Origin of the sequence: Saccharibacillus sp. CPCC 101409, assembly GCF_030518235.1 — a bacterium.
Taxonomy (GTDB): Bacteria; Bacillota; Bacilli; order Paenibacillales; family Paenibacillaceae; genus Saccharibacillus.
Genome location: NZ_JAULSA010000001.1, coordinates 656,229 through 675,850, shown reverse-complemented (window position 1 = coordinate 675,850; position 19,622 = coordinate 656,229). Strand labels below are relative to the sequence as shown.

Below are 19,622 nucleotides of genomic sequence, written 5' to 3'. Positions count from 1 at the left end.
GGATTGGATTCTATGGAATCTTCCCGGTTTCAAAGGCGAACGTTATCACTCCTCCACTGGAATTTCCTCTATGCCTTTTTCGCCTTTTCACAAACCGAACCCTCTCTACAAAAGCAAAGACGGCCCGGAGGCCGTCTGCTTACGGAATGCGCGGTACGCGTCCGGTTTGTTTCGGTTAGGCGCGAGCCGCTTCGAGTTCCGGAGTCTCGGGAGAATCGTAAACGTTCTTGTCGATCTCGCCGGTGACTTTGCCGGTCACGACGCCCGCGACCATGGAGTCGTTGACGTTCAGGGCGGTACGGCCCATGTCGATCAGCGGTTCGACCGCGATCAGCAGGCCGGCCAGCGCGACCGGGAGGTTCATGGTGGACAGGACGATCAGCGCCGCGAACGTTGCGCCGCCGCCTACGCCGGCTACGCCGAACGAGCTGATGGCGACAACGGCGATCAGAGTCAGGATAAACGAGAAGTTGATCTCGACGCCTGCGGCCGGAGCGATCATAATCGCCAGCATGGCCGGGTAGATACCCGCGCAGCCGTTCTGGCCGATCGTGGCGCCGAAGCTTGCGGACAGGTTGGCTACGCCTTCGGATACGCCGAGCTTTTTCGTTTGCGTCTCGATGTTAAGCGGAATGGTTGCCGCGCTCGAACGGGACGTAAAAGCGAAGACCAGCGTCGACAGCGCTTTTTTGGCGTAAGTGACCGGGTTGAATCCGAACAGCACCAGGATCACCAAATGGATCACGAACATGACGATCAGCGCCACATAAGAAGCGATCACGAATTCGCCCAGCCTCAGTATGCCTTCCGGCTTGGTGGTCGCGACCATCTTCGCAATCAGCGCCAGGATGCCGTACGGCGTCAGGCGCAGAATCAGCGTAACGATGCGCATCACGACGCCGTGCACCGCATTGACGATGCCGCGGAACGTTTCGGCCTGCTGGGCGTTCTTGCGGTCGAGGCCCAGCACGGCGACGCCGATAAAGGCGGAAAAGATCACGACGGCCAGCGTCGACGAAGGACGCGCTCCGGTCATGTCTTCGAACGGATTGGTCGGGATAAACGACAGAATCTGCTGCGGCAGCGATACGCCTTCAACGTCGCCGAGACGCGATTCCAGCGATTCTCCGCGCGCCTGCTCCGCTTCGCCGAGCTGGAGGTCTTCGGCGTTCAATCCAAACGCCAGCGCGGACGAAATGCCGACCGCCGCGGCGATCGCCGTGGTCAGTACGAGCGTCAGCAGGATCGATACGCTGATCTTGCCGAGCTTCTTGCCGCCTTTGATGTTCATGATCGCGGTAATGATCGACACCATGACGAGCGGAATAACGATCATTTGCAGCAGATGCACATAACCGCTGCCGAGCAGGCTGTACCAATCCATCGACTTCGAAATCACTTCCGAATCGGCCGTGTAAATCCACTGCAAAATAGCGCCGAGCACAATGCCCAGTCCCAGCGCGGTGAATACGCGTTTGCTGAACGATACATGGCGCTTCTGCATCACGTAGAGCAGCACGGCCAGCCCCGCCAGCACGGCGATATTCAGAATGACGAAAAAGGTTTCCATTTCACAATCCCTCTTTTCTCTAAAGTAATTCCCGGTTTCGGCTGCCGCCGGTCCCGTCAACGCCTCTTTGTATGTAAGAGCTTTCGTATCCGCAAATCATAATAACATTATTCCGATCATTTTGGTATACTTAATTTCTTTTTTTATAAACCCTTTTCGGAAAATGTAAAGAACTTACGAAAAAATCATGAAATTTAAAAAAACAGCTGACATAAATCTGGTCAATATTGCCTAAATTCATGTATGATATGGGGGTACAAGCGCAGCACTTCCAGTCCAAAGCTCGAACATACATCTTTAGACCTACGCTAATCTCCGTTTGACCGCAACCTCTTCCCTACATATACTCTGCGGAATCGGAAATTGAAGCTCTCGCGCGTTTTTTGCTTGCCGGGTGTTTCGTTTGCGGGCCGAATTGGTGTGAAATGAAGTTCCACATAATCATCGCTTCTATTTTTTAACCACGCAAAGGGGAGAATGCCTCATGTTCAACCGTTCTATCAGTCACAAAATTATCGCTCTGGCGGGCACGATCATCCTGGCGGCGAGCGTGCTGCTCTGCGGGATCTTTTTCTTCATCTTCGACCGAACCCTTCAGCAGCGGATCGTGCCGGAATTCCACAAAACACTCGATTTGAGCGTTTCCGAGATCAAGGGCGGTCTCGATACGGCTCAGGCGGGCATGGCGGCCAGCGGCAACAAAGCCGCTTCAATGAAACTGCAAACCTATCTCGACGATTCGACCAAAGAATTCCGGCTCGAAAATGTGTATCTGCTCAATGTCAAAGAAGACGGCGCCACGGTTGTGCTGGCCAATAACGGCGCATCGGTCAAAGTCGGCGACCGATCATCCGTCAGTCCGGATATGACTAAAGCGCTGAAAGGCAAAGACGCCGTCGTCACTCCGCTCTATACCGACGACAGCGGGACGCACATGAGCGGTTACATGCCGATTCAGGGCGGCACGCTGCTTATGGCCGTTACGATGGACGCGGGCTTCGTCAACGTCGTCAAACAAAGCATCCTGGTCTCCAGCGCGGCGGTCGCGCTTGTCGTCATCGTGATCGGTTCGCTCGCCGCGGCGATTGTCAGCAGACGCATGACCAAACCGCTGTCGCGTCTCGTCAAGCACGTCAAGCTGGTGGCGGAAGGCGATCTGCAGCAGGATATCCAGGTGAAAGGCCGCGACGAAATCGCGCAGCTCGCCGACGCGTTCCGTCAGATGACAGCCAATCTGCGTGGCATGGTCGGGCATGTGCGCGAAGCGACGGACCGAGTCAAAAGCGACTCCGTCGAGCTGTCCCGGGGCATCGGCATGCTGAGCGAGATCAGCGAGCAGTCGGCTTCTTCGGCGGCCGAGATCGCTTCGAACAGCGAAACGGTGGCGGCCGGCGCTTCCGAAAACGCGAAAGCGATGGAAGAAATCAGCGGCGGAATTCAGCATATCGCCGTTTCCGCGGCGGAAGTAAACGAACAAATCGGCCTGGCGTCGCGCGAAGCGACTTCCGGCAACGAGCTGGCGCAGCAGGCGGTCGAGCAGATGAACCGCGTCCAGGAAATGTCGGTGGAAGCCCGCCGCCGTATCGAAACGATGGGCTCGCGGTCGAGCGAGATCGCCGAAGTGCTTCAGGCGATCACCAACATCTCCAAGCAGATTCAAATGCTGTCGCTGAACGCTTCGATCGAAGCGGCCCGCGCGGGCGAGCACGGCAAAGGCTTCGCGGTCGTCGCCGACGAGGTGCGCAAGCTGTCGGACCAATCGCGCGAAGCGACCGGACGCATCGAAGATTCGCTCGGCGCGCTGCGCGAAGATTCCGAGCGTTCGGTGCAGGCGATCGGCAAGGTGCACCACGAAATCATGTCGGGCGCCGAAGTGGTGCGCAGCGCCGGGGGCGCTTTCGGACAGCTGATGGGTTTGATCCAGAAGGTCAATATTTCCGTACAAGAAGTCTCGGCTTCGACCCAGCAGGTATCGGCCGGCAGCCAGCAGGTCAGCGCTTCGGTCGAACAGACCGCCTATATCACGCAAAATGTGCAGGATCGCATTCAGGACGTTTCCGGCAACAGCGCGCGGCAAATGGAAGAAATGGAATCCTACGCCCGCACCGTCGGCGAACTGAGCCGCCAGGCCGACGAACTGGAACAAGCGGTTCGGCAGTTCAAGATCTGACCAAGATGCAGGCGGAGCCCGGCCGGGAACCGAGGCTTCGCCGTATGGATGCGGGAATACAGAAACGAATATGCGAAAAAAAGCCGAAGGCTTCTGCCTTCGGCTTTTTGTTACGCCGCTTATGCGCGCGTTACGGGCGGCCGGCGGTTATCGTATCCGTTAGAGATGCAAAAGCCGGTTTTTTCGGCATTCCGGGCGGCGTCGTGCGGACCGCAAAAAGCTTTTCCGCGCAAGCGCTCCAACGCTGCGGGTACCGCTATTCCCGCGGCGGCTCCGCGCCTGGCCGGCGCGCCGCTCGGAACAGCAGCTGCGGCGCGCCGATGTCTTCGCGCCGCACAACGATCGGCGGCGCTACGCCGTACAGGGCGCCGACGGCTTCGGCGGTCAGCACGCTTTGCGCCGGACCGGAACCGGCGGCCCGGCCTTCGCGCAGCAGGAGCAGCCGCTCGGCGTACTGGGCGGCCAGGTTCGGGTCGTGCAGCACCGCCACGACCGTAAGACCCGCTTCCGCGCGCCATTCCCGCACCAGCTCCATCACATCGAGCTGATAATAAATATCCAGATAAGCCGTCGGCTCGTCCAGCAGCAGGATCTCCGGCTGCTGCGCCATGACCTGGCCGAGCGCGGCGCGCTGCCGCTGTCCACCGCTCAGTTCGTCGAGGCGGCGCTCAAGCAGCGCCGTCAGTTCCAATCGCCCGGCGATGCGGGCGAGCAGTTCTTCGGCGGCCGCGGGATTCCGCTCGCGGCCGAACCGGTCCCGGTACGGGAAGCGCCCCAGCTCCAGCGCGTCCCGTACGGTAACGCCGAGCGGCGGCAGGCCTTCCTGCGGCAGCACGGCCAGCCGCCGCGCCAGCTCGCGGCGGCCGTAACCGGCCGCGGGCCGGCCCAGCAGCCGGACTTCGCCGGCGGCCAGGCGCTCTGCGCCGGACACCAGCCCGAGCAGGCTGGATTTCCCGCTGCCGTTGGGCCCGAGCACGGCCCAGAACTCGCCGCGCCGCACGGTCCAGTCCAGCGGGCCGACGGCGCGGAAGCCGCCGTAACGGCAGACCGCGCCGCGCAGCTCGATCGCGGGCGAATCGTCGGCCGAAGTCCGGCCGACGATTCGCGCTCCGCCGCTTTCCGGCGCGTCTCCGCCGTATTCACCCGGCTTCTCCCGGCCGGCTGTTCGTCCGGCCTTCCGCTCCCCGGCGGCTTCGCTTCGGCTGTCCGCTCCGCCTCCGCCAGTCTCTTTACCGCCGACGATTCGTCCGGCCTTCCAACCCCGGGCGGCTTTTCCCCCGCTTCCCGGCTTCCACCACTTCACAGCAGCGCCCCCTTCCCTTTCTTGCTGCGGTAGAGCAGCAGCGCGAAAAACGGAGCGCCGACGAAAGCCGTGACCACGCCGAGCGGAATCTCCGTTCCGACGACCAGCGAGCGGGCCAATGTGTCGGCCCACATCAGGAACAGCGCGCCGCCGAGCGCGGACAGCGGCACCAGCAGCCGGTAATCCGGCCCGATGACGAGCCGGATCATATGCGGCACCACCAGGCCGACGAAGCCGATCACGCCGGAGACCGACACGGCCGCCGCCGCAACCAGCGTCGCGACCAGCAGCACCGCGGTCTTGGTCCGCTCGGTATCGAGCCCGAGCTGCCCGGCCCGGCGCTCGCCGAGCGCGAACAGATTCATCGCGCCGGCATTCGCCCAGAGAAAAACGCCGCCGACCGCCAGATACGGCAGCAGCAGGCCGGAGTAGCCCCAGCCCCGCAGGTTCAGGCTGCCCATCGTCCAGAACAGGATTTCGTTGACCGGGCGGTCGGACATCGCCGACAGGAACGTGACGCAGGCGCCGAGAAACGACTGCATCACCACGCCGGCCAGAATCAGGCCGTGCACGGGCAGCCTGCCGCGGTCGCGGGCAAGCGCAAGCACGGCCAGCAGGGTCAGCGCGCCGGTGACGAACGCCGTCAGCGGCAGCGTCCACTGCCCGATCCACGCGGTGCGCAGCCCGAAGAAGATCAGCACCGCGGCGCCCAGCGAGGAGCCGGACGAGACGCCGAGCGTAAACGGATCGGCCAGCGGGTTGCGCAGCACGCCCTGGAAAGCCGCGCCGGCCACTGCCAGCGCCGCGCCGACCAGCGCCGCCAGCACGATGCGCGGCAGCCGCACGCGCAGCACGATCTGCGCCGCCGAATCGTCCCAGCTCTGCGCGATAAGCCGCCCCAAGCCCGGCAGTTCGTGCAGCAGAATGGCGGCGATCCGGCCGGCCGGAAGCGGGACGGAACCGATCCGCAGCGTCAGCACCAGGCTGAGCAGCAGAAGAAGAATCCCCGCCGCCCCGTAACCGCCCAGTCTGCGGATCACTTCAGTTTATCCGGATAAACCGCGTTGAAGACTTCGATCAGGCCGTCGGTAATGCGCGGTCCGGGGCGGCTGACCAGGTTGTCGTTGAGCGCGACCAGCCGGTCGTTTTGGATCGCTTTCAGATTGGCCCAGCCGCTGCGGTCTTTGATCGTCTGCGGATCGACCGACAGCTTGCTGTACAGAATCACGTCGGGATTTTTCCCGATGATCGCTTCGGAATCCACTTCGCTCCATCCCTGCGTATCGGCGGCCGCGTTGACCGCGCCCGACGTTTCGATCAGCTCGTTCATGAATTCGCCGCCGCCGACCGTCCAGCCGGGCGAGAACTCCAGGTAGACCGTCTGCTTGTCGGCTTCGTCGATCGCGGCGGCGGCCGTGCGCACCTGCTCGATATCCGCCCGCATCTTGTCGGTCACGGTCTTCGCTTCGGCCTGCCGGTCGGTGATTTCGCCGTACACGGCGATATCGTCCATCACGTCTTCCAGCGTGTCCGGATTGAACTTGAACACGTTCAGCCCCAGCCCGCGCAGCGACTCGACCGTCGCGTCGTCGGTGACGTCGGCGACGAAGACCACATCCGGCTGCGCAGCCACGATCGCTTCGGTGTTCAATTCGAAGCCGCCCATCTTCGGCTTGTTTTTCGCTTCCTCCGGATAATCGTCGTTGTCCGACACGCCGACGATCTGCTCGTCCAGACCGAGCGCAAACAGCGCTTCGGTCTCCGACGGCGCCAGCGATACGATCTTCGTCGGCGCGGCGTCGAACGCGATTTCTTCGCCCGTCGCGTCTTTGAGCGTCAGCGGGTAAACGGTGTGCGCCGCTTCTTCGCCGGCGTCCGCCGAGTTTGCGTCCGCAGCCTTCTCCGCCGCGTCCGAATCGGCCGGCCCTTCCTGCGCGGATTGGCTTTCGGATACCGACGGCGCCGGCGCTTCCGCGGTCGGGCTTTGTCCGCCGCACGCGGCAAGGCCGAGCGACAGCAGAAGCGCGGACGCTCCGGTCAGCAGCATGCGGCGCAGTCCGCCGCTTTGCGCCGGACCGGCCGAGTTTTCATCTACGCGCATCGGCGCTTCAAGCCGCGCGTTTCCGCCGGCTTGGACGCGTCCGATCGTTTCCGTTTCTTTTTTTGCCGCTTCTGTTTCCCGCATGCCGCGGATTGTACCGCTTTCGTTCATCTTTCGTTTCCCCCTCTAGTACGTTGACCGCTTCCGTCTCCAGCGTACAGCTCGCGTCCCAGGCAGACCGAACAGCCCTTGTCCGCACCGTAAGCGTCGGGAAGGGCTTCGTTCGGGACGCACGCCAAGAGAGCCCCGACCCGCATCGAAAAAAATCGGCGGGAGGACCGCTTCAAAACAGGCATACGTGCACGGACGCTCTTTCCTCGAAGAACGGAATCCGACATCGGGGCTGCCGGGCAGGTCTCCTGGCTCACGGAACGTCCGGCATCAGACGACGGAACCCGCCTTCTCGCGTTTACGCAATGGCATCGTGGATTCCTTCCGTGTTACAGTGGCGGGACCGCGCCGGATTTGCACCGGCTTCCCTTTTCACCCGCAGAGCGGCGCGGCTCCGGCCGGTTCCGCCGGTCGGCCGCATCCGCCGCCGTGCGGGACCTCGGCAGCTGTACTGGATAGGGTTGGGTTCGGGAGCTTCGCCTCGGCGAAACCCGCTCTTCCCGATTATAGAGGATCGCGCCGGACCGCACAACAGCCGAGCCCGCCCCGCAAACGCGAAACGGCGCGCCGGCACGCTCCGCTTTTGGGTATACCTTTCCGCTCCGCCGCATTTTTCGTCCATATAAAAAACCGTTCTGCGCCTCTCCTGCAACGGAGTCCCGCAAAACGGTTTTTGTCGTGTGTTTTCATATCCAAACGTCGTTGTCTTTGTCGATGATGCCCTAATGGCCCGAATCCTACAGCTGCGCTTTATTTCCGCATGTTCTGCTGGTCTTTGAGCCGGTTCTGCTGATCCTGGTGCTGGTCTTTGGTCGCCTCGATTCCTTCCGGAACCGACTTGCCCGTGCCTTCCACCTGATTCTCCACGAAATTTCTCAGCTGTCCGCCCTGGTCGTGTTCTTTCTTCTGATCCAGCAGCGCTTTGGCTTTCTCGTCCATCGTGTTCAACCTCCTATTCGCCAGCCGCCGTTTCCGGCGCTTCGCTTATTGGTGTTGGTGAGGATAGTTATGCTTTACCCGCCTTCCGGGCCCGTTAAACGAAAAAAAGCCCCTTTTGCCCGCTTCCGTCCGCGCTTCGCGGCCGATCGTCCTGCATTTTTATGCCGCGGCCGGCGTTCTTTGCTGGTGTTCGGCAATTTGTTTGGTTTACAATAGAATGAGGCAATAAGCAGGCAAGAAAACGAAACGGGAGGCAAAATCATGCTTTTTATCGACAATCAGGGCATTCACGATCCGCGGATCAACCTGGCCATCGAAGAGTTCGTACTGCGCCATCTGCCGATGGACGGCGACAGCTATCTGCTGTTCTATATCAACGAACCGTCGATCATTATCGGCAAGCACCAGAACACGGTCGAGGAGATCAATGCGGAGTACGTCAAAGACAACCATATCCACGTCGTGCGTCGTTTATCGGGCGGCGGCGCGGTTTACCACGATCTGGGCAACCTGAATTTCAGCTTCCTGACCCAGGACGACGGACAATCTTTTCATAACTTCCGCAAATTCACCGAGCCGATGGTCGAAGCGCTGCGCGAACTGGGCGTCGACGCCCAGCTGTCGGGCCGCAACGACCTGCAGGTCGGCGAACAGAAGATCTCGGGCAACGCCCAGTTCTCCACGCGCGGACGCATGTTCAGCCACGGCACCCTGATGTTCGACTCGGAGCTGGACAACGTGCATTCGGCGCTCAAAGCGAACCCGGAAAAATTCAAATCCAAAAGCACCAAATCGGTCCGCAGCCGCGTCGCCAACATCTCCGAATTCCTGAACCAGCCGATGACGCTGGAGCAATTCCGAGGCAGCATCCTGCGGCATATTTTCAAGACCGAGCCGGATCAAGTGCCGCAGTACAAGCTGACCGAAGACGATTGGAAAAAAATCCATGAAATCTCCGAGGAACGCTACAAAAACTGGGATTGGAACTACGGCCAGTCGCCGGAATACAACGTCAAGCACGCCAAGAAGTTCCCGGTGGGCATCATCGATCTGCGCATGGACGTCAAAAACGGCCGCATCGAGGATATCACCATCTTCGGCGATTTCTTCGGCGTGGGCGACGCGTCGGAAGTAGCGGACCTGCTGCGCGGCAAGCGCTATGAAGAGTCGGAGATCCGCGCGGCGCTGGAAGGCGTCAACCTCAAGCATTACTTCGGCAGTATCGAAACGGACGACTTCGTCGGCCTGGTATTCCTGGAAGACTGAACGTCGGAACCAACCAAGACACAGACATAGAACGGGAGAGAAACCATGACTTATAAACTGATTGCCATCGACATCGACGACACGCTCATCAACGACGACAAACAGGTCACGCCGGCGACCCAGGCCGCTTTGGAGCAGGCGGTCGAAGCCGGTGCGGTCGTAACGCTGGCCACCGGCCGCGCTTACGCTTCCGCCAAACAGCTCGCCGCGCAAACGGGCCTCAACGTCCCGATCATCACCTACCAGGGCGCGCTGGTCAAGAATCTGCTCGACGGCAAAGTGCTGCTGGAGCGCCATGTGCCGGTCGAAGCCGCGCTGAAGCTGGGCAAATACTGCCTGGACCACAATCTGCATCTGCAAACGTATATCGACGACAAACTGTACGCGCGCGAAGAGAACGAGCGGCTGACCGCTTACTCGCAGCTCAACAACACGCGCTACTACATCGAACCGGACTTTGAAAAATTGTTCTCGCAGCCGACGCCGAAAATGCTCATTATCGACGATCCGGCATTCCTCGACGAGCTGGCGCCGAAGCTGCGCGAACTGCTCGGCGACCAGGTGCATATCACCAAGTCCAAGCCGCATTTTCTCGAAATCATGCACCATGAAGGCACGAAGGGACACGCGCTGGCGTTCCTGGCCGACTATTTCGGCTGCACACTCGAAGAAACGATCGCCATCGGCGACTCGTGGAACGACCACGAAATGCTCGAAGCCGCCGGCCTCGGCGTCGCCATGGGCAACGCGATCGAACCACTCAAAGCGATCGCCGATTATATCACGCTGGGCAACAACGACGACGGCGTGAAAGTGGTCATCGACAAGTTCGTGCTGGGCAAGAACTGAGCCGGAGCGGCGGCTTGCCGGAAATAAACGCCTATAACGAAACAAGCCCGGGAGCCTATCGGCTTCCGGGCTTTTGCTTATTTTTGTATTTGCGTATTTGTATATCGTTGCAGCTTTTTTTCAATGCGTATCCGGCTGCGCCCGCGTCGCCTAGACGTTCGGCCATTCGTAATCGGGACGACTCACACTGCCTACATGCCGCAGCTGCAGCGACTTTATATCGAGCTTGTACGTATCGAAAGAGTAATTCCACGTCGCATTGTTGTAAAAACGGGTTTGTATCCGGTTCCCGCTGAGTCCTCGCATTGCTTCTTTAGGCGCCGCGTAACCGTCCCTGCCCCGGCTGACGCCGGTCTCGCTGGCAAAGTCGAGCGAATGCAGTGTGCCGCCGGTAATGACAAAACCGTAAATTTCATTGACATTGGAAGCGGCCGCCTGCGAAAGAAACAGTAGATCCGGCCGGCTTTTCCCGTCGCCCTGCAGGCGGAAGCTTTCGTTTCTTGTCGTATTGATTGTGCGGAGATTCAAATTCACTTTCTGCACGACGCCGGTCTTCCGGCCGTTTTTCACCAGCGCCGCCCGATAAGAACCGGAATAGATCACGTCTCCCGGCGAAGCCCCCGCCCAGGCATCGTCCTGCGTCGTTACGCTTTTCTTCTCGTCGGACGCAAAAATATAAATCCTGTAAAGATGCTTCTTGTCGTCCCGTATCGGAAACGAAAGCCGGCTGATCGACTTCGCCTTGGCGGCATCGATCTCCGTTTCCGCGGCCTCCGACCTTCCGGCCGGCAGCACGGCCGTGCCCAGAAGCAATAGAACCAGCAGCAGCCCCGCCAATCTCCCAACCCCGCCTCGAAAACGATTTTTCCGTTTATCCTTCTTCTCTTCAAGATGCGAATAGATATTCATCGTCGAACTCACTCTCCTTCTTTCAATCTTTTATGTATCTTCCATATTATACATTAAGGATGTTCTTTTCGCTTTCCAGGGAGTGTCTTCAAACTTCGAAAGATGCAGATTTAGTTGAATTTTGGTTTTCGGCAAGGAACTTTTCCGAAGGCGGGCCGGGACACGTCTAGGGAAAGAGACCCCGCCTTTGAATGAAGCGTACACGCTTTAGGTACGGTTCATTCGTTGAATGAAGCGTACACGCTTTAGGTACGGTTCATTAGAGGCCGAAAAGGCAGGTAAAGATGCACGTCGCTGCGTTTGCATGCACGGCCTACCCCAACACCAAAACAGCCGGTGTCCCAAACGGAAAATAGCGGCACAGGTACACTTATTTTGGGCGAAACTCTTCGATTTTTTCAAATAGCGACGCTGGTGCAGCTATTCGGGAGCCAAAAGCCGAATCGAAGCGGAAATGCTCGAAATAATTGTATCAGCGCAGTTATTTTCTCAAAAACGTAAGATTAAGCCGGAATAAGGGCCTATACGCAGCTATTTGGATTCGCCCTGCCGCTCGCTTTATTGCTCCAGCCTATTCCCCGGCCTTTCCTTCCAATCGAACCTGCTGCCTTGTCAGCGCCAAAGGTAAGGCTATATTCGCCTGAGATTCGTACCCAATCCGTGTACGAAGTCTCAGGATGGAATCGCACCTAAAGCGTGTGCGTTTCAGGCGAACATAAACCGCGGATCAAGAGTCGACAAAGTATTGTCTAATCAGGTTTACATCCAATCGTTCTCGACAATCTGACAGCACCAAAACAGCCGGACTTATATCCGGCTGTTTCGGTGCTGAGGAAGTACGATTTAAAGTAAAGCCGTTAAGCGAAGAGAGAAATTCAATGCAGTCAAGACTTTCGAAGAAAGACATATCGAAAGTACATGCGAACGAATCTCTCCCACAGACCCCATGCTTTTTTTACGAATAGGACTTTCTCTACAATCAAGCAGCCGGTTTTATGTACGGCAGCCCATTCTCCCACCCGATCTCCGCCATCGACAAATACCAGGAGCGTCCTCCGTCGTTGTTGCCCTGGAAGAACAGATACGTCCGGCCGTCGTCGTCCGCGAATACGAACGGATGGCCCGATTCGCTGGAGTTCCAGCTGCCCGGCTCGCCGCTTCGCAGAAACGGCTCGTCGGAAATCCGCTCCCAGCGCACGCCGTCTTCGCTGACCGCGCAGCCGATCTGCTGCGGAGCGTTATTGTAGGCGCCTCCGTAGAACATATACAATTTGCCGCCGTGCTCGCACAGGGCCGCCGCTTCGATACAATCCTGTTCCCATGCAAGCTCGGGCTTCAGGATCGATTCCGAGCACAGCTGCGTCCAGGCTGCTCGTCCGAAGCCGGAATCCAGCGCCGCGCCGGCCACGCCCTGCATCTGTACTTTGCCCAGCGGATCGCGCGTGGCGAAATAAAGCAGCAGCCGGTCTTCCCGGACGATCACGTCCGCGTCGATCGCCCGGCCGTTATTCCAGTCTCCGTGCGGGGAGAATACGGGATTCGAAGCGTCTTTGGCAAAATGAACGCCGTCTTCGGAAATCGCGTGGCAGATCGCGTCTTTGGGCCCGTTGCCGTAGCTCTGGTAGAATAGGTGCACGCGGCCGTCCAGCACGATGGCGCCGGGCGCGCAGATGCCGTTTCGCTCGCATTCCTGTTCGATCGGCACCTCGCCGATCTTGACCCAATCTTGCAGATTGCCGCTGCGCGCGATCCCGATTCCCCGGCCTGACCATTCGCCGGCGGAATCGTGCAGGATCAGCGTATAGTAGAGATAATAAACGTCGTTCAGCCTGACGACCGCGGGGTCTTTGGCGTGCGCGTGCCCGCGGTCGGTATCCGTAAACTTCATGCCGTTCCTCCTCGTTTCGCTTATTTCTTCGGTTCGATAAATTCCCACATGTCTTTGGCCAGGAAAGCCGTGTCTTTATTGGTGTCGTACCAGTCGGCGTAGAACGTCTCAAGCTGTTCGCCCCCGGACTTCTTCCACAAATTCAGCGCATCCGCATACGCCTGGTCCACCGTATAAGCGGAGCCGGACGTGATCGCCTTATTGTAAATATCGTCGATCTTGGACACGTTGGCGTTGATGACGCTCAGATCGTCCGGCAGCGTCGGCATATGCTCGCCGTGCGTGATCGACGCATATTCCACATCCGGGCTCAGGTTGGCTTCGTCGTTTTCTTTGACCAGCTCCATAAATTCTTTCTCCAGCGGCTTGGAAGGGTCCAGTTGGCTCAGGATGCTGCCGCATTCGCCCATTTCGACCCGGGAAAGCAGCAGCTGAAAGTCGAGATTCCAGGCGACTTCCTGATTGAATTTCTCGCCGTCGATCGGGCGCAGACAGCCGTTTTCGCCTTTGACCGAATCGACGCCTTCTTCGCCGAAGCGAAGCATGTCCACGGCTTCTTTCGAAGCCATAAAGTCGATATACTGCATAGCGGCTTCCGGGTTTTTGGCGTTGGCGTTGATCACGGTCGTCATCTGCACCGGATTGTTGACCCCGATCGCAAAGCGGCCGAATTCGGAGCTCGGCAGTTTGATCGCTTTGACTTCGGCTTCCGGCACGTTTTTCTTCAGCTGCTCATAGTACTGGCCGACGTTCGCCAGATCGATGGTGCGGCCGACGAAGATGCCAATCTTGCCGTTGTTCCAGTCCTGCTGCGCTTTCTGCCCGTTCTTGTCGGCGAGGAAGTCTTTGTCCACCGTGCCGGCGTCGTATAAACGCTTCTTGAAGTCGTTGGCGGCGTTCGCCTGGTCCCAGGCGCGCACCAGTTTGCCGTCCTGCAGCACCCAGCCGACACTCTGGAACATGGTGCCGATCGTGCCGCCGGTCTCGCCGCTCAGCGCGGTGCCGAAGGTATCGTTCACGCCGTTGCCGTCCGGGTCCTGCTCGGTAAACGCTTTGGCGACTTCAAAAAATTCCTCCGCCGTTTCCGGCGCTTTCAAACCCAGATTGTCCAGCCAGTCCTGCCGGATAAACAGCGCCTGGAAGCCTGTCAGGTAGCCGACGCGGCCGAATTCGTACATTTTCCCGTCCGGTTTGACGGCGGCTTTCTTCATGACCGGATATTTCTCCATCAGTTCTTTGTAGTTGGTACTGTATTTCTCGATCAGGTCGTCCACGGGCAGCAGCTGCTTCTGCTGATAGAGCTGGTTGCGAAAGCCCGTATCGAATTCGAATACCACGTCCGGCGCGTCCCCCGACGCGAACAGCAGATTCAGTTTCTGTACCGATTCGCCGCGCGGGATCGGGATATACTGCGCATTGACCGGAACGTTTTCGTTTAGCCATTTCGTCCAGCGGTTATTGTCGATCGTGCCCATCTCTTTCGGCACATTGCCCCGGTCGTACATCGATACGGTCAGATTCGGCTTCTCGCCTTCCTTAGCCGCTTTGTCGGCCGTTACTTCGTCTTTACTGCATGCCGACAGCACCGTCACTGTCAGCAGCGCCGCGGCCAATGCCGCGGCTTTTGCGGACTTCGCCATTTTCATCGCATATGCCTCCCCGATTATCAATTATCCTTTCACGGCGCCGATCATGACACCTTTGACAAAATGCTTTTGCAAAAACGGGTAAACGACCAGCATCGGCAGGACCATCACGATAATGGCGGCCGAATTGACCATGTCCGGCGACAGGACCAGATTCTCCGACGAACTCGACGTGCTCATCTGCGCCAGCATCATCTGACTCTGGATCATCTGCTGGACCAGCACGGCGATATTGTATTTGTCCGGCGTATTGATATACATCAGCACGTTGAAAAACGAGTTCCAGTAGCCCACGCCGTAGAACAAAGCCAGCGTCGCAAGCACGGGAGTTGACAGAGGAAGCACGATCCGCAGCAGATAGCGCCATTCTCCGCACCCGTCGATCCGGGCGGCGTCGTCGACTTCTTCCGGGATATTTTGCATAAAACTGCGCAGCACCAACAGATTGAACACGCTGACCAGACCCGGCAGCCATAACGCCCAGTAGCTGTCGATCAGACCCAGATTGCGCACGGTCAAGTAAGTCGGGATCAACCCGCCGCCGAACAGCATCGTGAATACGATGCCCATCGTAAACGCCTGGCGGCCCCAGAAGTAAGACCGGGTCAGCGGATAAGCCGCCAGGATCGTAAACAGCATGCTGAGCGCGACGCCGACCACCGTGATGACCACGCTGTTGACGAAAGCGTTCACGATCGAGGTTCCTTCGAACAGCTGCCGGTACGCCGAGAAAGAGAAGTCCACCGGGTACAGGGTAACTTTGCCCGCCGATACGGCCTGCAGCGAACTGAGGGACATCGACGCGATATGCACAAGCGGCAGCAGGCACAGCAGCCCGGCCGCGCTCAATACGATGTAGACACCCGCCTGGCCGATACGCTCACCGAGCGATTTTCTCATAGCGGCCGCTCCTTTCTTTTACCATAATCCACTGCCGAACTTCTTGGCGACGGCGTTGGCGCCGAGCACCAGCACCAGACCCACCAGCGACTCGAACAGTCCGATCGCGGCGGTCAGGCTGAACTGCGAGCCCATCAGACCGACTTTGTAAATATAGGTGCTGATGACCTCGGAGATGTCCGACACCGACGAGTTTTGCAGCATATACACCTGGTCGAAACCGACTTCCATCACTCGTCCGAGCGACAGAATCAGCATCAGCACGATCGTTACCCGAAGACCGGGAAGCGTCACATGCCACATCTGCCTCCATCTGGACGCTCCGTCCATCTCGGCCGCTTCGTACAGCGTGGGATCGATGCCGCTGAGCGCGGCCAGATAAATAATGGCGCTGAAGCCGGCTTCTTTCCAGACGCCCGAGCCGACGAAGATCGACAGCCACGAGCCTTCGCGGTACAGAAACGGATACGATTGGCCGGTCAGGCTTTCCCAGATTCCGTTCACCAGCCCGTTTTGCTGCGAGAATACCGTCACGATGATGCCGCTTACAATAATCCAGGAGAAAAAGTGCGGCAGATATACCAGCGTTTGGACGATCCGTTTGAACCACATGCGGCCCACTTCGTTGAGCAGAATCGCCAGAACGATCGGAAACGGAAACCCGACCACGATCGACAGCAGACTCAGCATCAGCGTATTGCGGATGATCTCCAGCGTCGTCGGCGTGCTGAACAGCATGCGGAAATTGTCCATGCCTACCCACGGGCTGTGCAGAACGCCTTCCATCAGATTGTATTTCTTGAATGCGATAATCGCTCCGCCGATCGGTACGTACTTGAATACGACGAAAAATAAAATAACGGGCACGAACATCAGCAAGAGGGGAAGATTCCGCCTCCAGGTCCGGCTCATGGAACCGCCTCCTTCGATCGCGGCAAGCGGGGCGCATACGCTCCCTCGCCGGATAAGTATCGGAAATGTGCGGACTCCTGCAGGATCGTTCCGGGCACACTTTGACTATAGGGGAAGGCGGCCGGAGGAACAATTTTCAATTTTCCCGGGATAAGCATTTGCGTTCATACGCTTACGCGGCGCGGTTTCTTCCTGAAAAAAGACGTTAAAAAGCCGGCGGGCGCGCCCCGTCTTTGCGCGCCTTTCGCCGGCCGATAAACATTTCTCCCCGCTAAACTTTTGCGTCACGGGCGCTCCGGAAGCTTGCGGTACTCGCCCGGCGTCACTCCCGCATAGCGTTTGAACGTGCGGATAAACGAAATCACCTGGGGATAGCCCACCTGCTCGCCGACGGTCTGGACGGGCAGTCCCGTTTCCCGCAGCAGCAGCTCCGCTTTCTTCATCCGCAGTTCCATGACGTAATCCACGAAGCGGATGCCCGTCCCCGCTTTGAACAGCTTGCTCACCGCGCGCGGAGACATGCCGAACACATCGCCGAGATGATCGAGCGAAAGCGCCGAGTTGGCGAATTCGCGGTTCAGGTAATCGACGATCTGCTCCACGGGCGCCGATCCGCTGTCTGCTTCGCGCCACCGACGCACCGCATCCGCCAGATCGCGCAGCAGCGGAAGCAGACTGTGCTCCATATCGTCGTTCAGCTCCCGGCTTTGAATCGCGGCGGACGGGTAGCGGCCGAGCGCTTCCGTCCAGCCGGTCCGCAGTTTCTCCGGCAGTTCTTCGCTTTCTTTGTCCAGCAAATAAAACAAGTAGCCGATGATCTCGCCCCGCCGCTCGCGCGGCAGCTCGTCTCGCTTGATATTCGCAAACAAACTGTGCAGCAGCTCCGTCCAGCCCGCGTCGGCGGCGCGGATCGCCTGGACGAGCCGCTTGACCGCCGTGAGATGCGCGTGCAGATCGCCTTTGGCGGCCAGCCGCCATTCCGAAGCCGGATAGATCCGGTTGTACCCGTGCACCGTCCGGTACTGTCCCGCCTGCAAAGCGGCCAGGTACGAACGCGGAATCTCTTCGCTGCCTTCGGCGGTTGTGCCGAGGTACAGCGAAACGGTGAATTGGAGGTTGTTTTCCACCCAGTCTTTCAGTTCGCCGGCCACCCGCAGCACCGACGCCGCGTCGCTTCGTTCGCCGAGATACAAGATGGAGCACAGCTGCTCGTCTTCTTTCCACTCCGACCAGGCTTTCATGCCGTGATTGCCGCAAATCTCGTCCCAGACGCCCTGCACGACGAACTTCAGCAGCGTCTGGTCGCGTTTGCTGTAGGCGGAATCGAACCGTTCGCGGTTATCCAGCACCGTAACGGCGACGAGAGTGGAGTCAAACGCGTCCGGCAGCCCGAGTTCCTGCGCTTCCCGCTTCCATTCCGCGCCGGACAGGGAGAAGTTTCCGTCCAGCAGCTCGTAGAACCAGTAGCGTTTGCGGATCATCAGATCGTCGCGGTGCCGGGCTTCGAATTCGTTCGAGCGCTCCATCAGATTGTCGAGCGCGGTCGAAATAAAATGAAATTCGTTATGGCTGTCGCTTCGCCCGATCTGCAGGCTGCGCTTCAGCGTATACCGGTCGAGCTGCATCATGATCTGTTCGATCGGCTTGTAGTTGCGATGGGTGACGTAAGTCAGGACGAGAATGCCGAGCAGGATCACGGCCAGCGTCGGCAGCGCCCAGGTGTTGAGAAAGATCGAAGCCAGGCGCGCATCGGACTGGGGAATACCGGCGGACAGATGCCAGCCGGTATACGAAGATTCCGCCCCGCTGAGCTCCCATTCTTCCGGCATCGGCTCGTCCGCGGCGTAAATCGGTTCTTCCAGCGCGCCGCTCAGCGCCAGATAGCCGGGCGCGTCCCGATTGATCGTTTGCAGCGAACGCCGGACCGCGTCGATCTGCACGTTGACGACGATCAGCCCTTTGCCCGCAGCCGAAGTCACGGGCACGCGTTTGACCAGCGATACGACTTCGGTCGGCGCTTCCGCTTCGAACTGGCGGAAAGAACGCGGCGCGGACCAGCGCGCTCCGCCGCCGTCCATAGCCCGGCGGAGAAATTCGCGATCCGCGAACGCAGTCCCGGATTTGAACAGCGCGCTGGTCGTAATGACTTCGTCCGCGGACGTTTTATACAAATAGACGTCGCCGGTGATCGGAAAGAGCGTTTTCATATTCGTCAAACGCTCGGAAATTTGCGATACTTCGTAAGGCGTCGCCGGATCGGTGCTGTACAGATACTCCTGGACCCGCTCGTCGGTCAGCATCTGCTGGACCACGAAACGCTCGATCGTTTTCATCGGCGAATCCAGCACGCTGACTACATGGGAAGCGAACAGCTCGTTCGTATTCTGCATGCGCACTTTGGTTTCGGCGTTCCATTTCAAATAGAAGAACACAATCAGCGCCAGAACGATCAGCAGCAGAATCGGCGCGTAGGACAGCAGCAGGCGGTAAAACCATTTTCTTTTCATTCCGGATCGGACGAACCCCTTTCGCGGCCGGCAGCTTCTGTTTGGGCACCGAAAGCCGGCGGCGGCGCGCAGCCGTGCCGGTCGGCGCGCGGGCCGTACCGCCGTATACTGTTGGAAACATTATACCATCCGCCGGCGGGGCTGAACTTGCGAATACGCAAAAAAAGCCCGCTTCGATTCGGCTTTGCGCCTTCCCGTTCGAAGCGGGCTTTCGTTGGGATCTTTTTAATGCGCCGTTCTTTTTCTCGACAATCGAACCGCCCAGGCGGCAATCGCCCATACAAGGCTTACCGCCATCAGCGGAAACATGAACAGCAGCGGAATATCGATCAACGCCCCTTGCGGATCGGGATTGAACAGCCGGTAGACCAAGCCGGGCAGCGTCGCGAGCAGCCCGATACCGAGCAGAACGGCGGCGCTGATCCAGGCGCGGCGGGTAAAGCGCATCGCCGTTACGATCAAAGCCAGTAAAACGATCAACTCAAGCAGCCAGACAAAGCGGAAGGTCGGATCGGAAAAAGTTTCCGCCGGATTAACGAGCCACATGATCG

At 59.0% G+C, this 19,622-nt stretch carries 15 protein-coding genes and 1 riboswitch; of the genes, 3 read left to right on the top strand and 12 right to left on the bottom strand.

Annotated features, from left to right (window positions below; all coding sequences use genetic code 11):
• Positions 1–175: 175 nt before the first annotated feature.
• A complete protein-coding gene (locus QWJ34_RS02845) occupies positions 176–1,570 on the bottom strand; it encodes an L-cystine transporter (RefSeq protein ID WP_302725528.1) in 1,395 nt (464 codons plus the stop codon).
• 484 nt (positions 1,571–2,054) lie between these two features.
• Between QWJ34_RS02845 and QWJ34_RS02840 the strand changes: the two genes are divergently transcribed.
• On the top strand, positions 2,055–3,740 hold the full coding sequence (locus QWJ34_RS02840; protein ID WP_302725527.1) for a methyl-accepting chemotaxis protein: 1,686 nt from the start codon (positions 2,055–2,057) through the stop codon (positions 3,738–3,740).
• 256 nt (positions 3,741–3,996) lie between these two features.
• Here the strand turns inward: QWJ34_RS02840 and QWJ34_RS02835 are convergent, their stop codons facing one another.
• From QWJ34_RS02835 to QWJ34_RS02820, 4 genes are all read right to left on the bottom strand, one after another.
• Positions 3,997–5,043, bottom strand: a complete 1,047-nt coding sequence (locus QWJ34_RS02835) for an ABC transporter ATP-binding protein (RefSeq protein ID WP_302725526.1) — start codon at positions 5,041–5,043, stop codon at positions 3,997–3,999.
• Positions 5,040–6,083: a FecCD family ABC transporter permease gene (locus tag QWJ34_RS02830; RefSeq protein WP_302725525.1), complete on the bottom strand. Its 1,044-nt coding sequence runs from the start codon at positions 6,081–6,083 to the stop codon at positions 5,040–5,042. The genes QWJ34_RS02835 and QWJ34_RS02830 overlap by 4 nt, the downstream gene beginning before the upstream one ends.
• A complete protein-coding gene (locus tag QWJ34_RS02825; protein ID WP_483314239.1) occupies positions 6,080–7,090 on the bottom strand; it encodes an ABC transporter substrate-binding protein in 1,011 nt (336 codons plus the stop codon). Before QWJ34_RS02825 ends, QWJ34_RS02830 begins: the two co-directional genes overlap by 4 nt.
• 386 nt (positions 7,091–7,476) lie before the next feature.
• Positions 7,477–7,662: riboswitch (cobalamin riboswitch) on the bottom strand.
• A gap of 343 nt (positions 7,663–8,005) precedes the next feature.
• Positions 8,006–8,194: a hypothetical protein gene (locus QWJ34_RS02820; RefSeq protein WP_302725523.1), complete on the bottom strand. Its 189-nt coding sequence runs from the start codon at positions 8,192–8,194 to the stop codon at positions 8,006–8,008.
• 261 nt (positions 8,195–8,455) lie between these two features.
• Here QWJ34_RS02820 and lplA point away from each other — a divergent pair, with 261 nt between their 5' ends.
• On the top strand, positions 8,456–9,460 hold the full coding sequence (gene lplA, locus QWJ34_RS02815; protein WP_302725522.1) for a lipoate--protein ligase: 1,005 nt from the start codon (positions 8,456–8,458) through the stop codon (positions 9,458–9,460).
• Between the two features lie 45 nt (positions 9,461–9,505).
• Complete coding sequence (locus QWJ34_RS02810) at positions 9,506–10,309, top strand: Cof-type HAD-IIB family hydrolase (RefSeq protein ID WP_302725521.1); 804 nt, start codon at positions 9,506–9,508, stop codon at positions 10,307–10,309.
• 150 nt (positions 10,310–10,459) lie between these two features.
• Here the strand turns inward: QWJ34_RS02810 and QWJ34_RS02805 are convergent, their stop codons facing one another.
• From QWJ34_RS02805 to QWJ34_RS02775, 7 genes are all read right to left on the bottom strand, one after another.
• Positions 10,460–11,218 (bottom strand): hypothetical protein, encoded by a 759-nt coding sequence (locus QWJ34_RS02805; protein WP_302725520.1) that lies wholly within the window; start codon positions 11,216–11,218, stop codon positions 10,460–10,462.
• Positions 11,219–12,197: 979 nt separating this feature from the next.
• Positions 12,198–13,106 carry a family 43 glycosylhydrolase gene (locus QWJ34_RS02800; protein WP_302725519.1) on the bottom strand — a complete coding sequence of 303 codons (909 nt, stop codon included), beginning with the start codon at positions 13,104–13,106 and terminating at the stop codon, positions 12,198–12,200.
• A 20-nt stretch (positions 13,107–13,126) separates the two neighbouring features.
• Positions 13,127–14,752, bottom strand: coding sequence for an extracellular solute-binding protein (locus QWJ34_RS02795; RefSeq protein WP_302725518.1), 1,626 nt, complete (start codon positions 14,750–14,752; stop codon positions 13,127–13,129).
• Between the two features lie 24 nt (positions 14,753–14,776).
• The gene (locus tag QWJ34_RS02790; protein WP_302725517.1) at positions 14,777–15,652 is read right to left on the bottom strand and encodes a carbohydrate ABC transporter permease; all 876 of its coding nucleotides are present in this window, start codon (positions 15,650–15,652) and stop codon (positions 14,777–14,779) included.
• An 18-nt stretch (positions 15,653–15,670) separates the two neighbouring features.
• Positions 15,671–16,564, bottom strand: a complete 894-nt coding sequence (locus QWJ34_RS02785; protein ID WP_302725516.1) for an ABC transporter permease — start codon at positions 16,562–16,564, stop codon at positions 15,671–15,673.
• 284 nt (positions 16,565–16,848) lie between these two features.
• Entirely contained in the window at positions 16,849–19,071 is a 2,223-nt protein-coding gene (locus tag QWJ34_RS02780) for a helix-turn-helix domain-containing protein (RefSeq protein ID WP_302725515.1), read from the bottom strand.
• A gap of 225 nt (positions 19,072–19,296) precedes the next feature.
• Positions 19,297–19,617 carry a hypothetical protein gene (locus QWJ34_RS02775; protein WP_302725514.1) on the bottom strand — a complete coding sequence of 107 codons (321 nt, stop codon included), beginning with the start codon at positions 19,615–19,617 and terminating at the stop codon, positions 19,297–19,299.
• Positions 19,618–19,622: the final 5 nt, after the last annotated feature.

Excerpts from the sequence above, each read along its gene's own strand:
- QWJ34_RS02845 (WP_302725528.1), bottom strand. The coding sequence starts at position 1,570 with ATGGAAACCTTTTTCGTCATTCTGAATATCGCCGTGCTGGCGGGGCTG.
- QWJ34_RS02840 (WP_302725527.1), top strand. The coding sequence starts at position 2,055 with ATGTTCAACCGTTCTATCAGTCACAAAATTATCGCTCTGGCGGGCACG.
- QWJ34_RS02825 (WP_483314239.1), bottom strand. The coding sequence starts at position 7,090 with ATGCTGCTGACCGGAGCGTCCGCGCTTCTGCTGTCGCTCGGCCTTGCC.
- QWJ34_RS02820 (WP_302725523.1), bottom strand. The coding sequence starts at position 8,194 with ATGGACGAGAAAGCCAAAGCGCTGCTGGATCAGAAGAAAGAACACGAC.
- lplA (WP_302725522.1), top strand. The coding sequence starts at position 8,456 with ATGCTTTTTATCGACAATCAGGGCATTCACGATCCGCGGATCAACCTG.
- QWJ34_RS02810 (WP_302725521.1), top strand. The coding sequence starts at position 9,506 with ATGACTTATAAACTGATTGCCATCGACATCGACGACACGCTCATCAAC.
- QWJ34_RS02805 (WP_302725520.1), bottom strand. The coding sequence starts at position 11,218 with ATGAATATCTATTCGCATCTTGAAGAGAAGAAGGATAAACGGAAAAAT.
- QWJ34_RS02800 (WP_302725519.1), bottom strand. The coding sequence starts at position 13,106 with ATGAAGTTTACGGATACCGACCGCGGGCACGCGCACGCCAAAGACCCC.
- QWJ34_RS02795 (WP_302725518.1), bottom strand. The coding sequence starts at position 14,752 with ATGAAAATGGCGAAGTCCGCAAAAGCCGCGGCATTGGCCGCGGCGCTG.
- QWJ34_RS02790 (WP_302725517.1), bottom strand. The coding sequence starts at position 15,652 with ATGAGAAAATCGCTCGGTGAGCGTATCGGCCAGGCGGGTGTCTACATC.
- QWJ34_RS02785 (WP_302725516.1), bottom strand. The coding sequence starts at position 16,564 with ATGAGCCGGACCTGGAGGCGGAATCTTCCCCTCTTGCTGATGTTCGTG.
- QWJ34_RS02780 (WP_302725515.1), bottom strand. The coding sequence starts at position 19,071 with ATGAAAAGAAAATGGTTTTACCGCCTGCTGCTGTCCTACGCGCCGATT.
- QWJ34_RS02775 (WP_302725514.1), bottom strand. The coding sequence starts at position 19,617 with ATGTGGCTCGTTAATCCGGCGGAAACTTTTTCCGATCCGACCTTCCGC.